The 22,128-nt window shown below is 73.6% G+C and carries 15 protein-coding genes; 8 read left to right on the top strand and 7 right to left on the bottom strand.

The features are described from left to right. Positions 1-2 precede the first annotated feature (2 nt). The 6 genes from ACWG52_RS36595 (at position 3) to ACWG52_RS36570 (ending at position 7,464) form a co-directional block, all read left to right on the top strand. Complete coding sequence (locus ACWG52_RS36595) at positions 3-680, top strand: response regulator transcription factor (RefSeq protein ID WP_033225201.1); 678 nt, start codon at positions 3-5, stop codon at positions 678-680. Between the two features lie 100 nt (positions 681-780). Beyond that, positions 781-2,157: a sensor histidine kinase gene (locus tag ACWG52_RS36590; protein ID WP_389806897.1), complete on the top strand. Its 1,377-nt coding sequence runs from the start codon at positions 781-783 to the stop codon at positions 2,155-2,157. Positions 2,158-2,705: 548 nt separating this feature from the next. Beyond that, entirely contained in the window at positions 2,706-4,781 is a 2,076-nt protein-coding gene (gene fusA, locus ACWG52_RS36585; RefSeq protein WP_390167303.1) for an elongation factor G, read from the top strand. Between the two features lie 107 nt (positions 4,782-4,888). After that, complete coding sequence (locus tag ACWG52_RS36580) at positions 4,889-5,431, top strand: FABP family protein (protein ID WP_389806898.1); 543 nt, start codon at positions 4,889-4,891, stop codon at positions 5,429-5,431. A gap of 165 nt (positions 5,432-5,596) precedes the next feature. Then, positions 5,597-6,391: a polysaccharide deacetylase family protein gene (locus tag ACWG52_RS36575; protein WP_389806652.1), complete on the top strand. Its 795-nt coding sequence runs from the start codon at positions 5,597-5,599 to the stop codon at positions 6,389-6,391. Positions 6,392-6,567: 176 nt separating this feature from the next. Next, positions 6,568-7,464 carry a sigma-70 family RNA polymerase sigma factor gene (locus ACWG52_RS36570; protein WP_389806654.1) on the top strand — a complete coding sequence of 299 codons (897 nt, stop codon included), beginning with the start codon at positions 6,568-6,570 and terminating at the stop codon, positions 7,462-7,464. Positions 7,465-7,821: 357 nt separating this feature from the next. Here ACWG52_RS36570 and ACWG52_RS36565 read toward each other — a convergent pair whose 3' ends face one another. Together ACWG52_RS36565 and ACWG52_RS36560 are read right to left on the bottom strand one after the other, a co-directional pair. Further along, positions 7,822-9,804, bottom strand: coding sequence for an AfsR/SARP family transcriptional regulator (locus ACWG52_RS36565; protein WP_389806656.1), 1,983 nt, complete (start codon positions 9,802-9,804; stop codon positions 7,822-7,824). Between the two features lie 54 nt (positions 9,805-9,858). After that, positions 9,859-11,196, bottom strand: coding sequence for a salicylate synthase (locus tag ACWG52_RS36560; RefSeq protein ID WP_453127143.1), 1,338 nt, complete (start codon positions 11,194-11,196; stop codon positions 9,859-9,861). Between the two features lie 594 nt (positions 11,197-11,790). On the opposite strand from ACWG52_RS36560, the gene ACWG52_RS36555 reads away from it, so the two are divergent. Then, complete coding sequence (locus ACWG52_RS36555; RefSeq protein ID WP_389806660.1) at positions 11,791-13,485, top strand: DUF885 domain-containing protein; 1,695 nt, start codon at positions 11,791-11,793, stop codon at positions 13,483-13,485. Between the two features lie 368 nt (positions 13,486-13,853). Continuing rightward, a complete protein-coding gene (locus tag ACWG52_RS36550; protein WP_389806662.1) occupies positions 13,854-14,519 on the top strand; it encodes a TetR/AcrR family transcriptional regulator in 666 nt (221 codons plus the stop codon). A 66-nt stretch (positions 14,520-14,585) separates the two neighbouring features. Here ACWG52_RS36550 and ACWG52_RS36545 read toward each other — a convergent pair whose 3' ends face one another. From ACWG52_RS36545 to ACWG52_RS36525, 5 genes are all read right to left on the bottom strand, one after another. Continuing rightward, the gene (locus ACWG52_RS36545; RefSeq protein ID WP_389806664.1) at positions 14,586-16,187 is read right to left on the bottom strand and encodes a (2,3-dihydroxybenzoyl)adenylate synthase; all 1,602 of its coding nucleotides are present in this window, start codon (positions 16,185-16,187) and stop codon (positions 14,586-14,588) included. Positions 16,188-16,265: 78 nt separating this feature from the next. Further along, positions 16,266-17,075, bottom strand: a complete 810-nt coding sequence (locus tag ACWG52_RS36540) for a thioesterase II family protein (RefSeq protein WP_453127140.1) — start codon at positions 17,073-17,075, stop codon at positions 16,266-16,268. A 7-nt stretch (positions 17,076-17,082) separates the two neighbouring features. Then, positions 17,083-18,798: an ABC transporter ATP-binding protein gene (locus tag ACWG52_RS36535; RefSeq protein WP_389806667.1), complete on the bottom strand. Its 1,716-nt coding sequence runs from the start codon at positions 18,796-18,798 to the stop codon at positions 17,083-17,085. After that, positions 18,795-20,666 (bottom strand): ABC transporter ATP-binding protein, encoded by a 1,872-nt coding sequence (locus tag ACWG52_RS36530; RefSeq protein ID WP_390167297.1) that lies wholly within the window; start codon positions 20,664-20,666, stop codon positions 18,795-18,797. The genes ACWG52_RS36535 and ACWG52_RS36530 overlap by 4 nt, the downstream gene beginning before the upstream one ends. After that, entirely contained in the window at positions 20,663-22,126 is a 1,464-nt protein-coding gene (locus tag ACWG52_RS36525; RefSeq protein WP_390137438.1) for an MFS transporter, read from the bottom strand. Before ACWG52_RS36525 ends, ACWG52_RS36530 begins: the two co-directional genes overlap by 4 nt. Positions 22,127-22,128 lie beyond the last annotated feature (2 nt).

The following is a 22,128-nucleotide window of genomic DNA, read 5'->3' as shown; positions in this document are numbered from 1 at the left end:
ACATGCGCGTACTGGTGGTGGAGGACGAACGGCGGCTCGCCGTGGCCCTGCAGCGAGGGCTGCAGTCGGAGGGGTTCTCGGTGGATGTGGCCCACGACGGGACCCAGGGCCTGTGGATGGCCACGGAGCACGACTACGACCTCATCGTGCTGGACATCATGCTGCCCGGGCTGAACGGATACCGGGTGTGCGCGAAACTGCGCGCGGCCGGCAACGAGTCGGGGATCCTGATGCTCACGGCCAAGGACGGCGAGTACGACGAGGCCGAGGCGCTCGACACCGGCGCCGACGATTTCCTGTCCAAGCCGTTCTCCTATCTGGTGCTGGTCGCCCGGCTGCGCGCGCTCGGCCGGCGTACGGGCCGCCGCAGGCCCCAGGTGATGCGGTTCGGCGATCTGCTGCTCGACCCCGCCCGGCACTCCTGTTCCCGGGGCGGCACGGAGATACGGCTGACGGCGCGGGAGTTCGCGGTCCTGGAGTACCTGGCCCGGCGCTCCGGCGAGGTGGTGCCCAAGCGGGACATCCTGGAACAGGTGTGGGACAGCGCCTTCGACGGCGATCCCAACGTGGTCGAGGTCCACGTCAGCGCCCTCCGGCGCAAGATCGACGCACCGTTCGGCCGTGCCGCGGTGGAGACCGTGCGCGGCGCCGGGTACCGACTGGCGGCCGACGGTGGCTGAGGCCGTGGCCGAACACCCCGGCCCGCGCGAGCGTCGGCGCGACCGCGTGCGCATCGCCCTGCGCGCGGTCCCGGGCTCGCTCCTGCTCAGGTGGCCGGTGCTGCGGCGGCTGTGGCCCACCACCGTACGGGCGCGGGCCACCGTGGGCGCGAGCGTGGTGGTGGCCGCGGCGCTGGCGCTCGCCTCGTTCGCCCTGCTCGGGCTGCTGGAGGCGAACCTGCTCCGCAACGCGGAGAACGACGCCCGCCGCCAGGCCGAGACGGTCGCGCAGCTCGCCGCCACCGGGAAGCTGGGCCGCGTACGGCCGCCGGGCCGCGGCATCGACTTCGTCCAGGTGGTGGGCGCCGACGGGCGCGTCCTCTTCTCCAGCCCGAACCTGGCCGGTGTGCCGGCCTTCCCGCCGACCGGTCCCGGCGCGCCGGGAACCCGGTTCCACACGTGGCGGGTCCGACCGGTGGACGGTGAGTACCGGCAGCGGGTCGTCCAGGTCGTCACGGAGACTCCGGACGGCATGGCCACCGTCTACGCCGGCGCCTCCCTGCGGGACGCGGACGCGGCCGACGACACGACCACCGCCGCTCTCGTCATCGGCATGCCCCTGCTGCTGGCCACCGTCGCCCTCGTGACCTGGCGGGTCACCGGGCATGCGCTGCGGCCGGTGGAGGCGATCCGGGCGGAGGTCGCCGAGATCTCCGACCGCGGCCTGCACCGTCGGGTGCCGGTGCCCGCGACCCACGACGAGGTCGCCCGGCTGGCCGAGACCATGAACGCCACCCTGGACCGGCTGGAGGCCTCGGGGATCCGCCAGCAGCAGTTCATCGCCGACGCCTCCCACGAACTGCGCAGCCCCATCACGGTCCTGCGCACCCAGCTGGAGGTGGCCCTGGCCGTCCAGGACCCGGAGCTGTGGCCCGAGCTGATCTCCGGGGCCCTGGAGGACATCGAACGGCTCCAGCACCTGACGGCCGACCTGCTGCTGCTCGCCCGGATCGACGCGGCCCAGCCGGTGGTCGCCGCCCCACTGGACCTGACCGGCCTCGTGCGCGAGGTGGTGGAGGGCCGACTCGGCGACCGGGTCCCCGTACGGCTGCGGCTGCAACCCGATGTCGAGGTCACCGCCGGCGCGCTGTGGCTCGGCCGTATCGTCACGAACCTCGTCGACAACGCGCAGCGCTACGCCGACAGGCGCGTGGACGTCACCCTGCGCACCACGAACGGCGCACGGTCGGGTACCGCGGTGGTGGAGGTGGTCGACGACGGGCCCGGCATCCCGGTGGCCGACCGGGAGCGCGTCTTCGAACGCTTCACGCGCCTGGACGACTCGCGCAGTCGCGACCACGGCGGAGCCGGCCTGGGTCTGGCCATAGCCCGTGACCTGAGCACCCACCACGGCGGCACCCTGACGGCCGAGGGCGGTGCGGGCGGCGCCCGGGGTGCGCGGATGGTCCTGCGGCTGCCGACGACCGGCCGGACCTGACGGTGCCGCGGGGCATCGACGGCCGTCCTCGTACGGGAACTTCGGCGGGCGGTGTCGCTCCGGCCCGTGACTGCCGTGGGTGTGGTGGCCCCGGAAAACCGGGTGCCGCGGCCGGACATGATCCCTAGACTCGGCGTGCGCGCTGCCGACGGGGCCTCGCGCGCCTCATGCCGAGTGAAGAGAAGGGGAGCCGCGCCATGTGCACATTCCGCACCGCCGCCTTCGCTCCCCCGACCCGGTACGACGTGATCCCGGTGTCTCGCGACGCGCGGTGCCGGCCGCGCGGCCGTCACCGTATGCCCGTGACCCCCTTCTAGGGTTCCGTCCGCCCCCTCCCGCCTTCCGCACGCCCGTGAGCGTGTCGGCGCGTCAGCGTGTCAGCGCGTACGTCCTCCCGCCCGGAGTCCTTCCGGACCGGACGGCGACGCCGCTCCGCCCCGCGCCGCCCACGCCGGCTGCCGGCCGGGCCGGGGACCAGGACAGGGACCGGAGCAGGCTCCGGGAATCGCGCCGCCCTCTTCCTCAGCACACTCGAAAGGCCTCGGGCCATGCGCGCCAACAGGCAGACCCTCCCCACCTCTTCCCCCACCGCCGTCCGCAACCTGGGCATCCTCGCCCACGTCGACGCCGGCAAGACCACCCTCACCGAACGGATCCTGTTCGCGACCGGTGCCATCCACAAGCGGGGCGAGGTCCATCACGGCACCACCGTCACCGACTACGACGCCCAGGAACGCGATCGCGGCATCACCATCTTCGCCGCCGCCGTGAGCTGCGCCTGGGGCGGCCATCGCGTCAACCTGATCGACACCCCGGGGCACGTCGACTTCTCCGACGAGGTCGAGCGATCCCTGCGGGTGCTGGACGGGGCCGTCGCGGTGTTCGACGCCGTCGCCGGAGTCGAGCCGCAGAGCGAGACGGTGTGGCGCCAGGCCGACCGGCACGGTGTGCCGCGGATCGCGTTCGTCAACAAGCTCGACCGGGCGGGCGCCGACCTCGACACCGCCGTCGCGTCGATCCGCCGGCGCCTGGGCGTCGTACCCCTGGTGGTGCAGCTGCCCATCGGCGTGGAGGACTCGTTCTCCGGCGTCGTCGACCTCCTGGCGATGCGCGCGCTGCACTGGCGGGCCGACAGCGACGGCTACCAGGTGGGCCCGGTCCCCGAGCCCCTGCGGGAGGAAGCGGCGCGGCACCGCCGCCTCCTGGAGGAGACGGTGGCCGAGCTGCACGCCGACGCCCTGGAGGAGTTCTGCTCGGCCTCGGCCCTGACGGAGCGCACCCTGGTGCGCGCCCTGCGGGAGCTGACGCTGCGTGGGGACGGTGTCGTGGTGCTGTGCGGATCTGCGTACCGCAACCGTGGGATCGAGCCGCTGCTGGACGCGGTCCTCGCCTACCTGCCGTCGCCCGCCGACATGCCTCCGGTACGGGGGCTGGTGGGTGACGGTGTGGAGGAGGAGCGCGCCCCCGACCCGGCGGAGCCGTTCACGGCGCTCGCCTTCAAGGTGACGGCGACGGCGACCGGACGGCTCACCTACCTACGGGTCTACGCGGGCACCCTGCGCAAGGGCGCGACCGTACTGGACGCTGCCACGGGCCGTACGGAGCGGGTCGGCCGGATCCTGCGGGTCCAGGCCGACCGGCACGAGGAGCGGGAGGAGGCGGTGGCCGGTGACATCGTCGCGGTGATCGGGCTGAAGACCGCCCGGGCGGGCACGACCCTGTGCGCGCCAGGAGCGGCGCTGGTCCTGGAACCGCCGTCGGTGGCCGAACCTGTGGTGTCGGTCGCCGTCGAGGCCCGTCGAAGCACGGACACGGGCCGGCTCTCGGCGGCGCTGGCCCGGCTCGCCGAGGAGGACCCGTCGCTGGTGGTGCGGTCCGACGCGGAGAGCGGCCAGACCGTGCTGTCGGGGATGGGCGAGCTGCACCTGGAGGTGGCGGTGGAGAAGATCCGCAGCGGCCACGGGGTGGAGGTCGTCGTCGGCCGGCCCCAGGTCTCCTACCGGGAGACCGTCGTGCGCGGGGTCAGCGGCCTCGTCCACCGGCATGTCAAACAGGACGGTGGCGCGGGACAGTTCGCGCACGTCGTCCTCGACGTCGAGCCGCTGGAGGAGCCGTGCTTCGAGTTCCGGTCGACGGTCGTCGGCGGACGCGTACCGCAGGAGTACGCGCGCGCCGTGGAGGCCGGCTGCCGGGACGCGCTCGCCGAGGGCCCGCTCGGCGGGTTCCCGGTGACGGGGCTGCGGGTCACGCTCGCCGACGGGGCGACCCACTCCAAGGACTCCTCGGAGATGGCGTTCCGCGCGGCGGGGCGGTTCGGGCTGCGCGAGGCCCTGCGGCTGAGCACGATGGAGCTCCTGGAACCGCTCGTCGAGGTCACGGTGACGGTTCCGCAGGACGGTGTCGGTGGCGTTCTGGGTGATCTCGCCGCCCGCCGCGGCCGGGTCTCCGCTTCCACGACCGAGGCGGGGACCGCGGTGATCACGGCGGCCGTGCCGCTGGCCGAGCTCTTCGGCTACGCGTCCCGGCTGCGCGGCCGGACACAGGGCCGGGGCACCTTCACCACCCGGCCGGCGGGTCTCGCACCGGTTCCGGCCTCGGTCGCGGCGGCCCTGCCGGCCCGGTGACCGCGGGGTGAACGCCCGCCCCGCCCCCGTCCGTCGGGGGCGGGGCGGGCGTGCCCCTGCCGCTAAGCTGCGGGGTTCGGCGGTACTCGTAGACAGACAAGGTGAACATGTTCGAGCCGGTGCAGGAAAATCCCTACCCCGACAGTCACGTCCTCGGGGAGGGCCCCGAACCGCACCCGCTGCTGCGGCCCGTCCTGCACCTGCTGGGACGTTGGCACGGCCGGGGGCAGGGCGAGTACCCGACCATCGAGAAGGACTTCCGCTACGAGCAGGAGATCACCTTCAGCCACGACGGCCGCCCCTTCCTGCGCTACGAGGCACGCGCCTGGCTCATCGACGCGTCCGGGGCGCCGGTGCGGCCGGCGGGTCGTGAGGCCGGGTGGTGGCGCGTGACTCCCGACGCCGGGCTGGAGGTCGTGCTCGCCCACCCCACCGGCATCGTGGAGACGTACGTCGGGCGGGTCTCGGGTGCCGAGGTCGAGATCGAGACCAAGGACGTGGCGCTGACCCCGCTGGCCAAGGAGGTCACGGGCACGCGGCGGCACTACACGGTCGAGAACGGCGAGATGACGGTGGTCCACGACATGGCCGCCGTGGGACAGCCCCTGCAACACCATCTGACGACGCACCTGCGACAGCGCCCGGCCTAGGCCGTCCCGCCCGGATCGGTCCTGGGCGGATCGGTCCTGGGCGGGGCCTGGGGGAGATCACCCGGGTGCCCCGGCACGGCTGCGGGTGCCGCGGCCCGCGCCGACGCATAGTCGGGGGCAGGCCGGAGTCGACGGCCCTGACCGTGGGGAGTGACCGTGGTGGATGTGGAACGACGCCGCGCGCTGGCGGGCCTGCTGTGCGCCGGGGCGGCGGGGCTCGCCGGGTTCGCGCCCTCCTCCCCCGCCGCGGCCGCGCCCGCGTCGGCGCGCACCGCACGCGCCACCGCCGCCGCGGGTCCTCGCCCGCCCGCTTCGCTGCTGGGCGACGAGATCCGCCGACTGCCCACCTCCCGCAAGGTGCTGGCCCTCACCTTCAACGCCGCCTGGGACGTCGACGGGATCGACACGGTGCTGGCCGAGCTGCGCCGGCGAAAGCTGCCCGCCACCTTCTTCCCGACCGGTGAGTTCGCCGAGGCCCGGCCCGCGGCGGTGCGCTCCATCGCCGACGCGGGGCACGGCCTCGGCAACCACTCCTACAGTCACCCCTACTTCGACGACCTGAGCACGGCCGAGCGGGCGGAAGAGGTACGCGCCGCCGACGAGGCCATCCGGACGGCCGCCGGGACCGAGCCCCTGCCGTTCTTCCGTTTCCCCTACAGCTCCACGACCCCGGACGCCATCGCCGACGTCAACGACCTGGGTTACGCGGCGATCGAGTTCAGCACCGACACGAACGGCTACCTCGGCCCGCAGGGCGGCATGACCGTGGACAAGGCCGTCGAACGGGCGGTCACCGCCTTCGCCCCTGGGGCGATCATCCAGATGCACGTCGGCAGCAACGGCGCGGGCGTCGTCCTCGACGCCGAAGCCCTTCCCCTGATCGTCGACGCCGCCGTGGCCGACGGCTACGAGGTCATCGACCTGCGCGAATTCCTCGTGGCCGCGCCGGGTACCCGGTGACAGCGCCCCGATGAGGCGGGGCGGCCGCCTTCGGCCGCCTGCGCCAGGGCGTAGGCGTGACCGCTGCGACGGAAGAGGCAGCTCCGGCTCCCCAACTCTCATACCGGCGACGTCCGTTGCACGGTCGGTTATCGTCCGACTCGGCACTGACGGATCGGAACACGGGGATGTGACGGGTGAGCGAGAAGGAAGTTCTGGCGCAGCGCTTCGAGGAACACCGCTCGCACCTACGGGCGGTGGCCTACCGGATGCTGGGCTCGCTCAGCGAGGCGGAGGACGCCGTACAGGAGGCCTGGCTCAAGCTGAACCGCTCCGAAGCGGCCTCGGTGGAGAACCTGGGCGGCTGGCTGACCACCGTGGTCGGGCGGGTGTGTCTGGACATGCTGCGCTCGCGCGGCACGCGGCGCGAGGATCCGCTGCACGACCAGGACGGGCTGGTCCGCATTCCCGACCCGATCGTCAGCCGGGCGGACGGGCTCGATCCCGAGCAGGAGATCCTGCTGGCCGACTCGGTCGGCATCGCTCTGATGGTCGTCCTGGACACTCTCGCCCCCGCGGAGCGCCTGTCGTTCGTCCTCCACGATCTGTTCGCCGTGCCCTTCGAGGAGATCGCCCCGGTGCTCGGGCGTTCCGCCGCCACGACCCGGCAGCTCGCGAGCCGGGCCCGCCGCCGCGTGCAGGGCGCGGCGCCCGCTCCGGACCCCGACCGTACCCGCCTGCGGGCAATCGTCGACGCCTTCCTCGCCGCCTCGCGCGGTGGGGACTTCGACGCCCTCGTCGCGGTCCTCGACCCGGATGTGGTGGCCCGCTCCGACGGTGGCACGCTGCGCCCCACGCTGCTGCGGCGCGGCGCGGCCGAGGTCGCCTCCCAGGCGATCACCTTCGCCCGGTTCGCGCAGGCCGCGCACGCGGCGCTGGTCAACGGGGTTCCCGGGGTGGTCGCGATGGCGGAGGGCCGGGCGTTGTCGGTCATGGCGTTCACCATCCGGGACGGCCGGATCACCGCGCTCGACATCCTCACGGACCCCGAGCGCCTGGCTCGGCTCGACCTCGGCGTCGTCGAGGGCGGCTGAACCACCGGCAGCCACGCCGTACGGCGCCGGGGCCCGACCGGACCCGGCTCCGTACGGCCTGCGCTCAGGCGGTGGGGGGCGCCGAACCCCAGGGGCACCCGGTCGAGCAGATCCTGCTGGTCGTCGCCGACCCGGCGCCCCCGGGCGACCGACGAGGCGTGCAAGGGCCTGTCGCAACGCCTGCACCGTCGCGAGCGCAGCGGGGCACGCATCGCTCGCCACATCGGCCGCACACTCGCCAACGGGAGCGACGCCGACGTCGGCTCGGCCGACGCCGCCGTGCTCCGGCTGGGCCGGCTCGCGCAGCACCGTCACGGCCCTGACGCCCGCCGGCGCCGGGGCCCCTCGGCGTCGCCGTCAGTTCACGGTGGCGTGCGGGTTGCGGTGCTCCTCCAGTGCCGTCGTCCGGCGTGGGACGAAGTCCCGCCCCCGGCCGAGCAGTCCCATGAGGATCAGGTCCCGGTCGGTCTTCGGTTCGCGCTCGGCGCGCTCGGCCGCGTACACACCGACCAGGCCGTGGAAGCGGTAGTAGTGCAGGGAGGCCCGTTCCATCAGGTGGCCGTTGACGAGCAGGTCGAGCAGGCGGCGGGCCGTCGTCCGGCTCGTGCCCGCCAGGGTCGCGGCCTGCTGCACGCTGATCAGGCCGGTGGAGTGCGGGCCCAGGCAGCGGAACATCCGAGCCGCCTCCGCGGGCAGCGCCCGGTACGAGGCTTCGAACACGGCACGCAGGTCCGCGTCCTCGTCGCCCTGCGCCGCGAGGCGCTCCAACAACCCGCGCTCCTCGGCGTAGCGTTCCACCACGGCGGCCGGCGGGACGTCCCGCGCCTCGATCAGCCCCTCGACGGCGCTGCGCAGGGCCAGGGGCAACCCTCCGCAGACGCGCGCCAGGCGCGTGATCACCGTTCTCTCCACCCGCAGCCGGTTGCCGCCCAGGTAGGTGAGCAGCTCCGCCGAATCGCTCTGGGACAGCGGTCCGACCCGCACCTGGTGGGCCCCGTCGCGGATCGCGAGGCCGGTGAGCCTCTGACGGCTGGTGACGATCACCGAGGACGCCCCCCGCGGGATCAGTGGGCGGACCTGGTCGGTGCCGAGCGCGTCGTCGAGCACCACCAGCATCCGCTGCCCGTGCAGCATGCTGCGGTAGAGGCTGACGCGCCCCGCCAGGTCGGCGGGGATGCGCGCGTCGTCGACGCCGAGGCTGCGCAGGAGCTGGGCGAGGGCATCGGACGCCGTCAGAGGCTCGCCCTGGGCCCCGGTGCCGCCGAGGTCGACGAACAGCTGGCCGTCCGGGAAGCGGTCGGCGAGCCGGTGCGCCAGCCGCAGGGCGACCGCCGTCTTGCCCATGCCGGCCGGGCCGTCCACCACGGCCACCGCCGTGCCGGCGCCGGAACGCACCTCGTCCTCGGCGAGCAACCGCTCCAGTTCGTCCAGTTCCGCCGTACGCCCGACGAACCCCCGCGCCAGTGGCGGCAGTTGGGCGGGACGCGGCATGTGCGGCGCGGCGCCGTCCGGTGAGTCCGCGGCCGACGCCGGGGCGGGGGCCGGTGACCGGTCGCGGCAGGCGGTGACCGCGCGGCCGGCCAGAATGTCCTGATGCAGGTTGCTCAGCTCCGCGCCGGGTTCGATGCCCAGTTCCCGGTTGAGCAGCCGCCGGGTCTCGGTGTACACGGCGAGGGCGTGGGCCTGCCGGTCGCAGCGGTACAGGGCGAGCATCAGCAGCCAGCGCAACTTCTCCCGCAGGGGCTCCTCGGCGACGGCCGCCGACAGGTCTGCGACGACCTCTCCGTGGCGTCCCGCCTTCAGCATGTCCGAGGCCCATTCCTCGGTGGCCGTCATCCTCAGATCCTGCAGCCGGGTCCGCTCCACGGCCGCGAACGGTCCGGGGATGCCCGCGAAGGCCTCTCCGTGCCACAGCGCCAGGGCTTCCCGGTACAGCGCGAGGGCCCCTTCGGTGTCGCCGTCCGTCCCGGCCCGGCGCGCCTGCGCGTGGCGCTGTGCGAAGCGTGCCAGGTCCGTCGCCTCGGGGCTGACGCGCAGGCAGTAGCCGCCTGCCGCGGAGGCGAGCACGGAGCTGGTGCCGCGCCGGCCGCGGTCGGGTTCCAGCACGCGGCGCAGCCCGGCCACGTAGGTGTGGACGCCGTTGGCGGCGGTCTGCGGGACGTCGCTCCCCCAGACGGCGTCGATGATGTGCTCGATGCCCACGACGTCACCGGCCCGGCTGGCCAGCAGTGCGAGGACGGCGCGCTGCTTGGGCGGGCCGAGCACGACCTCCTTCCCGTTCTTCCAGGCCCGTATGGGCCCCAGCAGTTGGATGGACAGTGATTCCCCCGCTGTCAGCACGGTGTCGTTACCTCCGGGAAGGGGCGGTCGATGGCCGGTGTCGCTCTGCCCCGGTCATGCGTGCGGACCGGCGGTGTTCGGCTGCGCCAGCAGCGACGTGGCCACGGACCGCAGCTTCTCCCTGGTCTCCTCCAGCTCGCGGTCCGGGTGGGAGTGTCCGACGATGCCGGCGCCGGCCCGCAGCCAGGTGCGGCCGCCCTGCGCGTAGACGCTGCGCAGCACCAGGGCGGCGTCCATGGTGCCGTCTTCGGCGACCTTCAGCACGGCGCCCGCGTACGGGCCGCGACGACTCTGCTCGTGGCGCTGTATGGCCTGGTAGGCGGCGCGCTTGGGTACTCCGGACGCCGTGACGGCCGGGAAGACCGCGGCGAAGGCGTCCCAGGGGCCGGCCTCCAGGGGCATCTGCCCCACCACTCTGGAGGCGAGGTGCTGCACCGAGCCGCGTTCCTTGATGGACATGTACTCCTCGACGACGACCGAGTCCGGCTTGCACGGGCCGATCAGTTCGTCGACCGCGACCTTCACGGAAATGGCGTGCTCGTGCAATTCCTTGGGATCCGAGAGGAGTTCCTCGCGGAGCTTGTGGTCGAGGTCCGGATCGCCGGTCAGGGCGCGCGTACCGGCCAGCGGCTGGCTGGCCACCCGGCGGTCCGAGGAGACCTCGACGACGGTCTCGGGGCTGAATCCGAAGCAGCGCAGTCCCGCCATGTCCAGGAGGAAGGAACGGGCGGGGTTGTTCTCCAGGCGGCCCTTGCGGTAGCTGGCCGCGAAGTCGATCTCGGTCCCGACGGGGACCTCACGCGAGAGGATGGCCTTCTGCAACTTCCCGGCGCGGATCTCGTCAACGAGTGAGGCCACGTGTTGGCGATACGTTTCCGCACCGCTTTCCAGGTCCACCCGGACGGGCAGTAACCCGGCCGGCGGGGGGTCCGCCGCGATCCGGGCCAGCGCGTCCTCCACGGCGGCCAACCCGGCGGACGCGAGGCTGCGCAGGTAGATCCGGGAGCCGGTCAGCCGGACCTCCGTCTCGGGGACGACGAGGTGGAGCAGCGTCCCCTCCTCCAGCATCATTCCGGCGATGGCGTGGGAGAGTTCGAAGGCGCACCAGCCGTAGGCGGTCCAATCGCTGATGGGCAGTTCGGAAAGACACTTCTGCACCGCGGTCAGCGGTTCTCCGAACCACTCCTGCTCGTGGGTGACTCCGAGGCTCGTACATCGGACGCTGTGGGCATCGACGATCACCTCCGCGGCCACGCCGAGGGCTATGGACCATTCGCCCGGCGCCTCGTGGACCACGGACGTGCCGGACAGGCCGGCGGCGGCGAGGCCGACGGCGATGTCCAAGGGTTCCCGTGCGGATTCCATCACGGCAGAGCGGTAGTGAGTCTTCATCTCGATTCCTCCGACTGGAGGGCGACGCCACGTCCGACCGGGCAGCGCTGAGCTCGCCGGTGACCGCAGCCCCCGCCCTGGCAGGACATCCATGGCAGATGGAGCGAGTCGTACGGGAAAACACGGAATGCGGAACACGGCGTGTGGAATTCAGGAAGCGAGCGGATCGCGCCCCGCCTGCGCGCTGCGGGAATCACGGGTCCCCCGCCCTCGGACCACGAGGAGCGGGCGGACCGTCAACGCCATGCTTCCATCGGAATGATCTCCCCCGGTGCACACGGGGCAGGAATTACAGAATCCACATGACCGGAAGGGAAGAGCGACGGCAGGGGCCGACGGGGGATGACAGCCCCGGCCGTCGCCGGTCGTGGTGGACGTCCGCTGGAGGACCGACCGGCACCATCGACGGTTCACCCGTGTCGCGCCTGGTCAGCAATGCGTGAGACATCCACTCCCCCGAGTTTCTGTACCTGTAAGGTGTACGCGTAAGATAACTATACTCACGGCTTCGCCGGTTGTCATCCACACAGGACCCGATCGCCCCAGCAGGCGGACGGTGACCCGGCGGACACATCCGCACGAGGATGGATTCAGATGCCCGACTCCACTGCGCACGACGGCGGCCGGCTGCCGCGCCGGATCGCCGACGACCACGTCGACGCCCTCGTCGAACTGGACCCGATCACCGGCACCTTCCTCGGCGTGGCCGAGAGCTCCGACCGGCTGCCCGACTTCTCTCCCGCCGGCCGGGAGGCGGTGGCCCATCTCGCCCGCACGACCCTGGGCCGGCTCGACGCGGCCGAGGCAGAACCGGGCGCGGACAGCGTCGTCGAGCGGCGTTGCGCCCGGCTGCTGCGCGAGCGGCTCACCGCCGAACTGGCCGTGCACGAGGCGGGCGAGGAGCTGCGCAGGGTCAGCAACCTCAGCTCACCGCTGCACGAGGTCCGCGAGGTCTTCACGATCACCCCCACCGACACCGACGAGGACTGGGCCGCCGTCGCCCGCCGGCTGCGCGCCGTACCGCAGGCGCTCGCGGGCTACCGGGCCTCCCTGGACACCGGACTCAGCCGGAAACTACCCGCGGGTCCTCGTCAAGTGGCCACCGTAATAGGTCAGTTGGCCGAGTGGATCGGTACGGACCGCGGCTGGTTCACGGAGTTCACCGACCCCGGCCCCGAGCGGCTGCGCGGCGAGCTCAGCGCGGCCGCCACCGCGGCCACCGGCGCCCTCGTGGAGCTGCGCGACTGGCTCCGGGACGACTACGCCCCAGCCGTCGAGGGCGCACCGGACGTCGTCGGCCGGGAGCGCTACGCCCTCCTCGCCCGCTACTACAACGGCACCGACCTCGACCTGGACGAGGCCTACGCCTACGGCTGGTCCGAGTTCCACCGGCTGCTCGCCGAGATGCGGACCGAGGCCGCCGCGGTGCTGCCGGGCGCGCGCACCCCCTGGGAGGCGCTGGCCTGGTGCGACCTGCACGGCGAGGCCGTCGAAGGGGTCGAGGAGACCCGGCGGTGGCTCCAGTCGCTGATGGACGAGGCCGTGGCCGCGCTGCACGGCACCCACTTCGAACTGGCCGAACGGGTACGCCGGGTGGAGTCGCGCATCGCCCCCGCGGGCAGCGCCGCGGCCCCGTACTACACCGAGCCGTCGCTGGACTTCTCCCGGCCGGGGCGCACCTGGCTGCCGACGATGGGTCAGACCCGCTTCCCGGTCTACGACCTGGTCACCACCTGGTACCACGAGGGAGTGCCCGGCCACCACCTCCAGCTGGCCCAGTGGGCGCACGTCTCCGGCAGCCTCTCCCGCTACCAGACCACCGTCGGCATCGTGCACGCCAACGCCGAGGGCTGGGCGCTGTACGCCGAGCGCCTCATGGACGAACTGGGCTTCCTGACGACCGCCGAACGGCGGCTGGGCTATCTGGACGCGCAGATGCTCCGCGCCGTGCGGGTCGTCGTCGACATCGGCATGCACCTGGGGCTGGCGATCCCGGCGGACTCCCCCTTCCGTCCGGGCGAGCGCTGGACGCCCGCACTGGCCCAGGAGTTCCTCGCCCGGCACAGCAGCCGCCCGGCCGACTACGTCGAGAGCGAGATCGTCCGCTACCAGGGGATGGCGGGCCAGGCCATCGGCTACAAACTCGGCGAGCGGGTCTGGCTGACGGGCCGGGAGGCGGCCCGCAGGCGCCACGGAGCGGACTTCGACCTCAAGGCCTGGCACATGGCGGCGCTGTCGCAGGGCTCGCTGGGCCTGGACGACCTGCTCGGTGAGATCTCCGCCCTGTGAGCGCCCCGCGCGGCGCGGTCCCCGGCCGTCGGCCGGCGCCGCACCGGGAGCGGGGCCACGGGTGGCCGGAACCTGCTGGTGCTAGGGTGTCGCCCAGGTTTTCGATGGGGCAAATCTCCACATTCGCCGACCCGTTCGAGCACCCCACCGGGTCACGGACATCGCGGCGGCCGGCGACGTATCCCCGTCCGCCGCCCGATCCGGTCTCCCACGGTCCGGCGCCGTCTCCCGCACCGAGCGGGACCACCGTCCGGCCTGCGGGACCGGGGCTCTCCCGACCACCGGATCACCTTGGATCACCCCCACCTGCCGTGCCCCTCGGTGACAGCCGCAGGCTCGCTCACCCAGCCGTGAAGGAATTGAGACGGATGCAGCCCCGAACCACGCGCACCGGCAGAACCGGTCGTCCGCCCCGGCTGTCGCAACAGGCGATCATCTCGGGTGCCCAGCGCCTGCTCGCGGAGGAAGGCGCCGACAGCCTGACGATGCGCCGGCTGGCGAAGGAGCTCGACAGCACCCCCATGGCGCTCTACCACCACGTGCGCGACAAGGACGAGCTGTTGCTGCTCCTGCTGGAGGCGCACGCGCAGAGCATCCGGCGCCCCGAGCTGCCGGAGGACCCGCGTGAGCGGATGATCGCCGCGGGTTTGCTGCTGCACGCCGTGCTCGCCGACTGCCCGTGGATCGTCGAGGTGCTCGCCTCGGACGACCTCATGGCCATCTCCGCGCTGTGGATCGTGGAGGTGATGGTGGACGCCGCCGTCGCGTGCGGACTCACTCCCGAGCAGGCCGTCGACGCGTACCGCACCGTCTGGTACTACACCGTGGGCGAACTGATGATCCGGGTGAGCCGCGAGCGCCGACGGGTCGAGCGCGACCAGCCCTCGCACCGGGACCGGGCGTTCGCGTCCCTGTCCCCCGAGGCCTACCCCCGGCTCGCCTCCCTGGCCGACCGGTGGGCCGCGCTGACCGCCCGCGACACCCACCGCCAGGGTCTCGAAGCGGTGGTCAACGGGCTGATCGCCCGCGCCTGACCCGTACGCCGCACAGGTCCGCGGCCGGTCGCGAGGATGTCGCGACGGGCCGCGGGCGTGCGGGGATCAGCCGGCGAGCACCTCTTCGCGCAGCGTCTTCTTGTCGACCTTACCGACGGCCGTCAGCGGCAGTGCGGATCGCACCACCAGGCGGTCGGGCAGCTTGTAGGCGGCCATGCCGCGCGCCTTCAGGGAGGCCCGCACCGTGTGGAGCGTGGGCGGGTCACCGGCGTCCGCGGGCACGACGCAGGCGCAGGTGCACTCGCCCATCAGCTCGTGGGGCAGCGCGACGACCGCGGCGGCCGCGATGCGGGGGTCGGCGCCCAGGTGCTCCTCCAGCTCCAGCGCGGGCACCTTCTCGCCGCCCCGGTTGACCACGTCGCTGACCCGGCCCACCACTTCCAGGTTCCCGTCGGCCGAGCGGGTCACCAGATCGCCGGTCAGGTAGTAGCCGTCCTCGGTGAAACGGGCCCGGTTGTGCTCGGGCGCCCGGTAATAGCCGCGCAAGGTGTAGGGGCCCCGGGTGAGCAGCTCGCCGGGCTCCCCCGGGCCGGCACGGCTGCCGTCCTCGCGCAGCACCAGGATCTCGTCGGCCGGCGACAGCGGGCGCCCCTGCGTACGGAACACCACGTCCCGGGGGTCGTCGGGGCGGGTGTAGTTGAGGAGGCCTTCGGCCATTCCGTAGACCTGCTGGAGCGTGCAGGCGAGTGCGGCGGGCACCCGGCGCGCCGTGCCGGCGTCGAGTTTGGCGCCGCCCACTTGCAGCAGCCTCAGGGAGGAGAGGTCGCGGTCGTTCCACTCCGCCGCGTCCAGCCACAGCTTCAGCAGGGGCGGTACGAGGGAGGTGGCCGTCGCGCCGGTCCGCTCGATGAGCGGGAAGCACACCTCCGGGGTCGGGGCCGGAGCCAGGACGGCCGCTCCGCCGAGGCGAAGCGTGCCGAGCACGCCGGGGCAGGCCAGTGCGAAGTTGTGGGCCGCGGGCAGCACCGCCAGGTACCGGCTGTCCGGGCCGAAGCCGCACAGCCGCGCGCTCTCCCGCAGCTGGTACGTGTAGTCGGCGTGGGTGCGCGGTATCAGCTTGGGCCGGCCGGTGGTGCCGCCGGACAGCAGGAACAGCGCCACGTCGAGGGGATCGGGCGCCGGTAGCTCCTGCGGCTCCGCGTCCATGTGGTGCAGGGACGGGAAGGAGGCGCAGGCGCCCGCGACCAGGACGTCCCGCAGGGAGGGGCAGCGGGCCGCGACCTCCTTGGCGAGCCGTCCGTACTCGGGGTCCAGGGATTCGGGCGGGCAGATGTAGAGCGTGGCGCGCGCGGTGTCCACCAGGTGGGTGATCTCCGCCTCCCGGTGCGCCGGGAGCGCGAACACCGGCCGGGCGCCCAGTCGGAACAACGCCAGGGACAGCACCACGAACTCGGCGGTGTTGGGCAGTTGTACGACCACGTGCTCACCGGCCCGCAGGCCGTGTGCGCGCAGGCCGGCGGCCATCCGGTCGGCGGCCAGGTCGAGCTCGGCGAAGGTCATGTCCCGGTCCGGGGCGATCAGGGCGGTCCGGGCCGCGCGGCCGGGCGTCCCGGACGGCCACGCGCCGAGGGTCTCGTCGGTCCAGTAGCCGAGCTCCCGGTAGCGCCGGGTCACCGCGGCGGGCGGGCTCACGAAGTCTGCGCTCATCAGGGTCCCCCATGGGTTCGCTGGATCGGTGGGGCCCCGCCGCGGTCGGCGGGCGCCCCCTGGGTCCTCTCGTGGCGGTCACGGCATGCTGGGTCGGCTCCCGGGCGCTCGGGCCGCGGCCTCGCGGGCGCGGGCCACGATGTGGTCGAGCACCTGCCGGCGGTGGGGCTCCAGGAAGAAGTGGTCCCCCGGGAAGGCGTGCACGGCGCAGGGGCCTTGCGTGGCCTCGCGCCACGCCGCGGCCTCCCGTTCGTCGACCTCCGGGTCCCGGTCGCCGTACAGGACGGTGACGGGTGCGCGCAGCGGGACACCGGGCAGGGCCCGGTAGGTCTCGATGAGCCGGTAGTCGCGGCGGATGGTGGGCAGGACGGCCGACATCAGGGACCGGTTGTCCAGGGCGGCGTCTTCGGTGCCGCCGAGCCGGCGCAGGTCGGCCACCAGGTCCTCGTCGCTGCCCAGGTGTACGGTGCCGGGCCGCGACAGGGCCGGAGCGGGGCGGCCGGACACCACCAGGGCGGCGGGGGCCCGGTCGGCGGCCGCGAGCCCGCGGGCGACCTCGTAGGCCACGGCGGCACCCATGCTGTGTCCGAACAGCACCGTGGGCAGGTGGGCCGGTTCCTGGTACTCGGAGAGGAGTTCGCCGGTGATCGCGCCGGCCAGGGCCGCCATGTCGGTGGGGGCCTCCTCCTCGTAGCGGTCCTCGCGGCCCGGGTACTGGATCACGGCGAACTCGACGTCCCAGGGGGCGTCAGCGGCCCAGCCGCGGTAGTGGCCGGCGGAGCCGCCGGCGTGCGGGAAGCACAGCACGCGGGCTCTGGCGCACACGCGGGGCACCGGGCGCCGGACCGCTGTCGCGGCCCGGACGGACATCGGGGGTCGGGTGGACATGTCTGCCTCACTCACTCGTTACCGGGGCCGCCGAGGCCTGCCAGAACTGGGCGTAGCGGCCGTTCTTGCGCAACAGCTCGTCGTGGGTGCCCTGTTCGACGATACGTCCGCCGTCCAGGAAGGCGATGCGGTCCGCCTGCCGGACGGTGTGCAGTCGATGGGCGACGACGACCACGGTCCGGCCCGTCAGCAGGCGGTCGAGGCCGTCCTGCACGGCACGCTCGTTGTGCGGGTCGAGCCCGGAGGTGGCCTCGTCGAGGAGCACGACCGGGGCGTCCTTGAGCAGGGCCCGTGCGATGGACACGCGCTGGCGTTCGCCGCCGGAGAGCACGGCGCCGCCCTCGCCCACCCGGGTCGCCCAGCCGTCCGGGAGCCGGGCCACGATTTCGTCCAGGCGGGCGGCGGCCGCGGCGGCCCGCAGGTCCTCGGCGGTGGCTCCGGGACGGCCGAGCCGTACGTTCTCCTCGATGGTGGCGTCGAAGAGGTAGACGTCCTGGAAGACGATGGAGACGCGGGCCATGAGATCCTCGGCGGCGATCTCGCGCACGTCGACGCCGCCGAAGCGTACGACGCCCGCGTCGACGTCATGGAAGCGGGCGAGGAGTTGCAGCAGCGTGGTCTTTCCGGCGCCCGAGGGGCCGACGACGGCCAGGCGCCCGCCCTCGGGCACGGTCAGGCAGACGCCGTCGAGGACCGCGCGGCCACCGCGGTGCAGGACCACCGAGTCGAGGGAGAGGCCGGTGTGTTCCGGGCGGACCGGAGAGGCCGGTTCCGGCAGGGGTCGTTCCCGCAGTACGGCGTCGAGCCGCTCCAGTTCGCCGCGCGAGGCCCGCATCTGGCCGCTCAGGTCGGAGAGCGACAGCAGCGGGTCCACACAGCGGGCGGCCAGTACGAGCAGCGCGAGCACCTCGGCCGGTGCGATCCGGCCGCCCAGGGCGAGCCAGGTGCCCAGTACCAGGAGCCCGGTGAAGACGGCCTGCACGGTGAAGGACAGGCCCAGCACACCGGGCAGCGCCGACAGCGCGGAACGGCGCACCGCGCGGCGCTGTCCGTCGAGCGCCTCGTCCAGCAGCCTGAACCGGTCGGTGGTGCGGCCGCCCAGGCGCAGGACCGGCTGGGCGCGCACGTACTCGATGACGCGTCCGGCGGCCTCGTCGCCGCGGCGTGCCCGCTCGGCGTCCTGGGTGGCTGTCGCCCGGCCGGTCCAGGTCAACGTCGCCGCGACGACGGGTGCGGCCGCCAGGGCGGCGAGGCCGAGGCGCCAGTCGTAGCAGAGCAGCACGGCGACCACGGTGAGGGGTGTCACGGTGGCACCGATGAGCGGCTGGAGGCGGTGGGCCGGGACGGACATCGCCTGCAGGACGCTGCGGCCGGCGAGGACGCTCACGTCCCCGACGCGGCGCGGGGTGAACCAGCCCAGGGGGAGCCGGGCCAGGTGGTCGCCGAGGCGGTGGTGCAGGCCCCGGGAGAGGGTGGCGCCGGCGCGGAAGCCGGAGACGTCGGCGCGGTAGCGCAGGACGGCGCAGCAGGCCGCGGCGGCCGCGAAGGCGCCGAGCCAGGGCCACGCGGCGCCGGGGTCGCTGCCGAGGAGGGCGCCGAGGAGCGGGACGAGCAGGGCGTAGGACAGGCCCTCGGCGACGGCGGTCGCGGTCATCAGGGTGAGGGTGCGGCGCAGTGGGCGGGCGTGCTCGTCACCGAGGACGCGCAGCATCAGACGGATCACCGGTACCCGCCTCCTTTCGTGACGGTTCCCGGGTCCTGCGGCGGGTTGTCGGGCCAGGTCTGCTGGGCCTCCCACATGGCCGCGAAGCGGCCGTCCGTGGCGAGGAGTTCGGCGGGGGCTCCGCTCTCCGAGACGACCCCGTCCTCCAGCACGACGACCGTGTCGGCCTCGGCGACGGTCTCCAGGCGGTGGGCGATGACCAGTTGGGTGCGGTTCTCCCGGAGGGTGTTCAGTGCTCGTCGCACGTCCTGCTCGGTGCGGGGGTCGGCGAAGGCGGTGGCCTCGTCGAGCACCAGCACCGGGGCGTCGGCGAGCAGGGCGCGGGCGATGGAGATCCGCTGGGCCTCGCCCCCGGAGAAGTCGGCGTCCTCCCCGATCACGGAGTCGTAGCCGCGGGGCAGTTCGAGGATCCGGTCGTGGATGCGGGCGAGCCGGGCCGCCCGGACGACGTCCTCGCGGCCGGCCCGCGGCACCGCGAGGGCGATGTTGTCGGCCACGCCGGCGCGCAGCAGCCGTACGTCCTGCAGGACGAAGGAGACCAGGCGGTACAGGTCCTGCGGGGCCACCTCGCGCAGGTCCACGCCGCCGAGCGACACCGTTCCGCGGGTCGGGTCGAAGAACCGCGGCAGCAGTTGCGCCAGGGTGGACTTGCCTCCTCCGGAGGGGCCCACCAGGGCGGTGACGGTGCCCGGTTCGAGGACGAGGTCGATGCCGCGCAGGACCTCGTGCCCCGGTTCGTAGGAGAAGGCGACGTCGCGCAGTTCCACGCGGTGGCCGCTCGGTGTCACCGGCCGGGCGGGCTCGGGCAGCGGTGGCACCCGCAGGAGGCCCTGGATGCGGTCGGCCGCCCGTCGCGCCGCCTGTACGTCGTCCAGGCCGTGCCCGAGAGCGGCGACCGGTGCGGTGAGGGCGAGCCCCAGCAGCAGGAAGGGCAGCAGGTCGGCGGGCGGCATGGCGTCGGTGGTGATCAGCGCCGCTCCGCCGGTGAGGACGACGACCAGGACGAACGGCGGGGACAGCACGAGCGAGGCCAGTGCGCCGAGGGCCGCCACGCCGCGCACCCAGGCCAGGAAGTAGTCGGCGAAGTCGTCCGCCGCCTTGAGGAAGGCGCGGTGGGCCCGGCCGGAGGCGCCGAAGGCCTTCACCACCGAGATGCCTTCGACGAACTCGACGGCGGAACCGGCGATCCGGCCCATGGCGCCGTCCAGGGCGAGTTGGTCGCGGCGTCGGCCGTCAGACATGAGCATGAGGTTCAGGGCCAGGCCGAGCAGGACGGGGACCAGTGTGACCAGGGTGAGGCGCCAGTCGACGAGCAACAGGTAGACCAGGCAGGCCGTGGGCACGGCGACCGCGGAGGCGATCTCGCCGGGGGTGTGGGCGGTGAGCGGGTGCAGATCGGCCACGTCGCCCTGGACGACCTGGTTCAGCTCGCCGGAGCTGCGCCGCGCGTACCAGCCGAGAGGGACCCGGCCCAGGTGTTCGGCGAGCAGCCGCCTTACGGAGAACTGGAGTTCGCCGTCGATGAGGTGGCCGATGCCCGAGGCGAGGGCGCCGAAGAGGACCCGGACGAGGAGGCCGGCGGCGCCGAGGGCGACGGCGGCCCACACGTGGTCCTCGTCGACCGGGCCCTGTCGTAGCAGGGCGCGTCCCAGCTCCACGACGGCGATCATGGGGACGAGGCCGCCGAGGGCGCTGACGGTCTGCAGGACGAGGACGGCGGCCAGGCCGATCCGGTGCGGCTTCAGCAGCCCGGTGAGCGCCCACCCGGCGGGGGCCCTGTCCGACCCGGCGGTGTCGGCCGCGGGGTCGGCGGTGGAGGCGGCGGTGTCTGCCGTGGAGTCGGGTGTGGTGTCGGCTGTGGTGGTCACCGCGGCACCTCCGTGGCGGGGGCGCCGGCCGTGTCGGCCGCGCGGTCCGTCGTGGCGGCGCGCGTGCGCGGGGGCAGGACGACGGAGGCCACGAGCGCGGCCACGACCAGGATCGCTCCGGCCAGGCCGAGCCCCAGCCCGAACCCGCTGGTCATCGCCTCCTGGGGCGAGTCGCCCGCCCGCAGGGCGCTTTCGGTGTGCTGGACCTGGACGGTGACGAGTACGGCGAGGCCGAGCGCGCCACCGATCTGCCGGGCGCTGTTGAGCAGGGCCGAGGCCATGCCGGCCTCGTGCGGCGGGAGTCCCTCGGTGGCCGTGCTGGTCGGCGGGACGAAGCACACGCCGATGCCGAAGCCGGCGACCAGGGAGGGACCGAGGATGTCGGTCAGGAAGGTGCCCGAGGGGCTGATCAGGCCGAACCAGCCGAAGCCGGCCGCCGCCACCAGGGCGCCCGGCACGAGCAGGGTCTTGGCCCCCAGCGTGGCGAGCAGCCGGGTGGAGAGCGCGCTGCCGGCGATCATGCCCGCGCAGAAGGGGAGGAAGGCGGCGCCGGTGGCGACCGGGGACAGTACGAGCACCTGCTGAAGGTGGAGCGAGACGAAGTAGAACCCCGCGAACTGTCCCGCGCACACCAGCAGCAGGAAGAGGTTGGCGCCGCCGATGCCGCGCCGGGCCAGGAGGGAGAAGCGGACCAGCGGGTCCGTCGTCGACGTCCGGGTCTCGACGACCGCGAACGCGCCGAGCAGGACGGCCGCGCCGGCGAGGGTGGCGAGGGTGGTGGTCGAGGTCCAGGCGTGCTGGTTGGTGCGGACGATGCCGAGGACGAGAAGTCCGATGCCCGCGGTGCCGAGGACACCCCCGAGGACGTCGAGCCGGCGCCCTCCGGCGGCGGCGCCGGAGGGCACGTACCGCATCGCCAGCCAGGCGACCGCCAGGGCGAGCGGCACGTTGACGAACATGACCCAGCGCCAGCCGCCGTACTCGGTGAGCAGCCCGCCGGCGAGCACGCCGATCGCGCCGCCGACGGCCGAGACCGCGGCGTACACGCCCAGTGCCCTGGTGCGTTCCCTGCCCACGCGCTGCGTGGTGGTGAGCACCGCGAGGGCGGCGGGCGCCAGGGCGGCGGCGCCGAGCCCCTGCACCACCCGCGCGGCGATCAGCTCCGTGGCGTTCTGCGCCAGCGTGCCGCCGAGCGAGGCCGCGGCGAACACCAGGGCGCCCAGGACCAGCAGCCGGCGCTGTCCGTACAGGTCGGCGGCCCGGCCGCCCAGTAACAGGAGGCCTCCGAAGACCAGCGAGTAGGCGTTGATGACCCACGAGAGCTGGTCCGGCTCGAACCCGAGGCCCGTGCGGATGGCGGGGAGCGCCACGTTCACGATCGACATCACCATCGTGACCGTGAACTGCGCCAAGGCCACCGTGAGGAGCACTCGCCCCCGGTTCAGACCTTTCTCGTCCACTG

The organism is Streptomyces sp. CLCI03 (assembly GCF_053615355.1).
The sequence above is the reverse complement of the archived record's forward strand: the minus strand, read 5'-3'. Positions and strand labels throughout refer to the sequence as shown.